Source organism: Asaccharospora irregularis DSM 2635, from assembly GCF_900129815.1.
GTDB classification, from domain to species: Bacteria; Bacillota; Clostridia; order Peptostreptococcales; family Peptostreptococcaceae; genus Asaccharospora; species Asaccharospora irregularis.
In genome coordinates, this window is record NZ_FQWX01000062.1 from 1 (window position 1) to 4,968 (window position 4,968).

Sequence of the window (4,968 nt, forward strand, 5' to 3'; positions counted from 1 at the left end):
GGGAAATACAATGAGACATCAAGAAGGTGCTAAGATTGCTGCCGAGATGTTATATGGAAAAGGCAAATATATTGAGTTTTTAAATGATAAAGAACTAATTTTAGCCAACCAAAAACTAAACTATGAATGGAAAGATAATGAAACACTTTTTGTTATAAATGCTACTACTAATGGTACAAATGAATATAAATATTCCTATGATAATGGAGTGTTTAGATTATATCATAGTAAAAATTTATATATTGATTTTATCAAAGAGGGTACAGAATATACTGCTGAGAAACTTAGTGTAGAAGATAGTAAGCATCCTGCAATTGATTTTGCAAGAAGGTTTTTACGACAGGTGGAGATAAGTGGGGTTAGTGTTGGACTTGGAGATGTTTCTGGTTACCTTTCACCGGAATTAAAAGAAGAATTAATAAAACAATCTAACATAGAGGGCACTGATGCAGAAAAAATTAAAGATGTTTTAAAACCTCTTACTACTGCTATTAAAGAATTAAATATGAAATTTGATTGGGATGCAGATTATAGAATACCTAAATTCCACGTGCATTTTTTATTAGCTTAAAAGAACACTATTTCACGAAGAATTTAAACTGATACTCCCACATTGTAACATTATTTACCACCACCTTTCAATCTTTTTCAATAAATTATTGATTGCAACTTTGGAGTAAAGATACTTATTAAACCCTGCAAGTTATCCACAGAGCAACACTCGATTTTCAAGATGATATCTTTATTATACCAGACATTTTTCATACACTTCCTTGTACGGATAGTTTTCTGACAAATTCATAATTACAGTTCTTGCGGTTTTAATGATTTTGGCTGCAAGAAATACATACTTCAAACGAAAGGTCTTTATTTGCTGTCTGTATTCTGAAGGCTCTAAGGAATCAATCTTGAACAACAAAAACAGGTTATATGAAAGCATCATCATTTGAAACACCGCTTCATTTGCCCAAAATGATTTAAGTAAAAGATGACCCACCGCCATGTCGTATTTGGCTTCTTTAATATAGTTCTCAGCATTGCCACGTTTTTCATAGGATATAACTACTTTTTCAGAAAGCAATGTAGTGTTTGTCACAAAGAAAAAGTATTCGTACTCAGAGCCTTCTAAAAGTGATATTTGTGCTCTTTCTTTTTCTGGTTTCAGTACGCGAGACACAACAAACCTTCTGTCTTTCTCCCAGTTATCTAATTTTGTAAACAGTTCTGTAGTTTCTCTGCCTTCTTCACCTTTAACGAATACAACCGATGAATTCGTTGCTTGGGATGCAAGCGTAGAATAACTTTTGGCTTTAATTAAATATTTGCAACCAAGAGATTCTATCGTTTCAATAATTTTTTCATCAAAGTAGCCACTATCCATTCGAAATAAAATCTCTAAATCATCTGTTTTGATGTTGGCTACTATTTCTTTGATCATTTCAGATGCACCGTTAGCTGTGTAAGTATTGCCACTTCTTACAAATCCGGTGACGTAGGCTTTTAATTCGTCGCAAAATGCAAACTGGATATTGTAGCATCGGTTTCCTAGTTTCTTGGGATTATATCCTTTTGATGCACCTTCTTGATGACCTTCTACGTTGATTACACTACTATCAATATCAATCGTAATGGATGTCAATTTACTTTTAGTGAGCAGTTTTTTAAAGACTTTAAAATTAATGTCTCTAAACATTTGTGTTGTCTTAAAGGTGAAGTTTCCTAAAAATCGTGACACTGTTTCAGGTTCTTTTACGGAAATATCAAATTCATTAACGAGTGGATCATTTTGAAGGAGCTTTAGACGTTCTAGCTTGTCTATACCAATAAAGTGACCACAGATCATCGTCTTTATATGATTCATCTTGATTTTATTTGTGGAGTCATTATCAAATACGAGGTCATCTTCAACTAGATCAAAAATCTCATTACTTTTTGCGTTCTCAAGGAGAAGAAAAAGACCTGCATTTGATGTTAGATTCTTAGCTGTGAAATCAATTTTATTAATCATAATTTAAACCCCTTTTTCTGCTTTTGTTACTATTAGCAAGAATTATATTTTTCCCACCTGTTGAATTAAAGGATAAGGAGAATTCCACATTAAATATTTAAAATGTTAAAGCCCCTTAAAATTTAAGGGGCTGAAATTAGTCTTCTATTAACTTAATACTTTAATTAAATCTACATAAGGCATATCAAAAGCATCTGCTACAGCTTTATAAACAACCTTACCATTTATTACATTGGCACCCTTTGCTAAGGCTGCATCAGCTTTAAGTGCATCTTTCCATCCATTATTTGCAATTCTTAGTCCATATCCTAAAGTAACATTTGTAAGAGCTAGTGTAGATGTTTTTGAAACTGCTCCCGGAATATTAGCTACAGCATAATGAACTACACCATGCTTTATAAATATAGGATCTTCGTGAGTAGTTGGTCCATCTATTGTTTCCACACAACCACCTTGGTCTATGGCAACGTCAACTATTACACTGCCTGGTTCCATAGCTTTTACCATTTCTTCAGTAACAAGCTTTGGTGCCTTTGCTCCTGGAATTAAAACTGCTCCTACTACCAGGTCTGCTGTTTTAACAGCCTGCATCATATTATAGTTATTGGAATATACAGTTTCTAGTCTTCCCATAAATACTTCTCCTAAATAGCGAAGACGATCCACGTTTACATCAAGTACAGTTACCCTTGCTCCTAAACCTATAGCTCTTCTAATAGCACCAGTTCCCACTATTCCTGCTCCTACAACTACTACATGTGCCGGAGCTACTCCAGGTACTCCATCAATTAAAAGTCCCTTCCCGCCACGAGTTTTTTCAAGGTAAATTGAACCTTGCTGTACTGCCATTCTTCCGGCTACTTCACTCATTGGAGTTAAAAGCGGAAGTGATCTATTCTCAAGTTCTACTGTCTCATAAGCTATTGCAATTGCTCCGGAATCAACTAAAGCTTGAGTTAATTCTCTTTCAGCTGCTAAATGCAGGTAAGTAAATATAATAAGTCCTTCTCTAAAATAACCATATTCTGATTTTAAAGGTTCCTTAACCTTCATTATCATTTCTGCATCCGCCCACACCTTTGCTGCATCTGAAACTATTTCTGCTCCTACTTCCTTGTACTCTTCATCCGTAAAACCTGAGCCAAGTCCTGCACCACTTTCTACTAAAACCCTATGACCTGCTCTTGTAAAACCATCTGCTCCTGCTGGAGTTAAAGACACCCTACTTTCCTGAGATTTAATTTCCTTTGGTATTCCAATTATCATTTTTATTCCTCCCCTTTTATTTTAGACTGAATATAATACCTAAATTCCACGTGTGTTTTTTATTAGCTTCAAAAATCACTATTTCACGAAGAATTTAGACTGCTTCTCACACATTGTAACATTATTTACAACCACCTTTCAATCATTTTTGATAAATCATTGATTTCATCTTTGCTGCAATGATACTTAATAAACTCTGCAAGTTATCCACAGAGCAACACTCAATTTTATTGATGATATTCTTATTATACCAGACATTTTTCATACACTCCCTTGTACGGATAGTTTTCCGACAACTTCATGATTACATATCTTGCGGTTTTGATTATTTTTGCTGCAAGAAATACATACTTCAAACGAAAGGTCTTTATTTGCTGTCTGTATTCTGAAGAGTCCAAGGAATCAAACTTGAACAACAAAAATAGGTTATATGAAAGCATCATCATTTGAAACACGGCTTCATTCGCCCAAAATGACTTTAGCAAGAGATGACCCACCGCCATGTCGTATTTGGCTTCTTTGATATAGTTTTCAGCATTACCACGCTTTTCATAGTATATAACTACTTTTTCAGAAAGCAAGGTAGTATTTGTTACAAAGAAAAAGTAGTCGTATTCGGAACCTTCTAAAAGTGATAATTGTGCTCTTTCTTTTTCTGGTTTCAGTACGCGAGATACGACAAATCTTCTGTCTTTTTCCCATTTAACTAATTTTGTATACAGTTCTGTAGTTTCTCTACCTTCTTCTCCTTTAACGAATACAGTTGATGAATTCGTTGCTTGTGAGGTTAGTGTAGAATAACTTTTGGCTTTAATTAAATATTTGCATCCAAGAGATTCTATCGTTTCGATAATTTTTTCATCAAAGTAGCCACTATCCATTCGAAATAAAATTTCTAAATCGTCTGATTTGATGTTAGCAACAATTTCTTTGATCATTTCCGCAGCACCGTTTGCAGTGTAAGTATTGCCACTTCTTACAAATCCGGTAACATATGCTTTTAATTCGTCGCAAAATGCAAATTGGATATTGTAGCATCGGTTTCCCAGTTTCTTAGGATTATATCCTTTTGACGCACCTTCTTGATGACCTTCTACGTTAATTACACTACTATCAATATCAATCGTAATGGATGTCAATTTACTTTTAGTGAGCAGTTTTTTAAAGACTTTAAAATTAATGTCTCTAAACATTTGGGTTGTCTTGAAGTTGAAGTTTCCTAGAAACCGTGACACTGTTTCAGGTTCTTTTACGGAAATATCAAACTCGTTGACGAGGGGATCATTTTGAAGTAGCTTTAGACGTTCTAACTTATCAATGCCAATGAAGTGACCGCAGAGCATGGTCTTTATATGATTCATCTTGATTTTATTTGTTGAGTCATTATCAAATACGAGGTCATTTTCAATAAAATCAAAAATCCCATTGCTTTTTGCATTCTCAAGGAGCAGAAAAAGACCTGCATTTGATGTTAGATTCTTAGCTTTGAAATCAATTTTATTAATCATAATTAGAACCCCTTTTTACTACTTTTCTTACTATTATTTTACCATATATCGAGTCATAAAAGCTGATAATTTAACATATTTTTGAGCACTTTTCTTTCACCCAATGGGTGAAAGCTGAATTTCGAAGGAACGCATATTTATCAAGGCTTTGATTATGCTTTTTGAAGTACTGACGTAGAATCTAGG

At 34.1% G+C, this 4,968-nt stretch carries 4 protein-coding genes; 1 reads left to right on the forward strand and 3 read right to left on the reverse strand.

Features of this window, described 5'->3' with window-relative positions:
• A partial coding sequence (locus tag BUB34_RS13305) for a hypothetical protein (protein ID WP_159430065.1) occupies positions 1 to 571 on the forward strand: 571 nt, incomplete at its 5' end.
• Positions 572 to 745: 174 nt separating this feature from the next.
• On the opposite strand, the gene BUB34_RS12610 is transcribed toward BUB34_RS13305, so the two are convergent.
• From BUB34_RS12610 to BUB34_RS12620, 3 genes are all read right to left on the reverse strand, one after another.
• Entirely contained in the window at positions 746 to 2,008 is a 1,263-nt protein-coding gene (locus tag BUB34_RS12610) for an IS1380-like element ISEnca1 family transposase (RefSeq protein ID WP_031587700.1), read from the reverse strand.
• A gap of 147 nt (positions 2,009 to 2,155) precedes the next feature.
• Complete coding sequence (gene ald / locus BUB34_RS12615) at positions 2,156 to 3,274, reverse strand: alanine dehydrogenase (protein WP_073127807.1); 1,119 nt, start codon at positions 3,272 to 3,274, stop codon at positions 2,156 to 2,158.
• 245 nt (positions 3,275 to 3,519) lie between these two features.
• Positions 3,520 to 4,782, reverse strand: a complete 1,263-nt coding sequence (locus BUB34_RS12620; RefSeq protein WP_073127810.1) for an IS1380-like element ISEcp1 family transposase — start codon at positions 4,780 to 4,782, stop codon at positions 3,520 to 3,522.
• Positions 4,783 to 4,968 lie beyond the last annotated feature (186 nt).

Bases quoted from the DNA above. Each gene is read 5' to 3' on its own strand.
- BUB34_RS12610 (WP_031587700.1), bottom strand. From the start codon at position 2,008: ATGATTAATAAAATTGATTTCACAGCTAAGAATCTAACATCAAATGCA.
- ald (WP_073127807.1), bottom strand. From the start codon at position 3,274: ATGATAATTGGAATACCAAAGGAAATTAAATCTCAGGAAAGTAGGGTG.
- BUB34_RS12620 (WP_073127810.1), bottom strand. From the start codon at position 4,782: ATGATTAATAAAATTGATTTCAAAGCTAAGAATCTAACATCAAATGCA.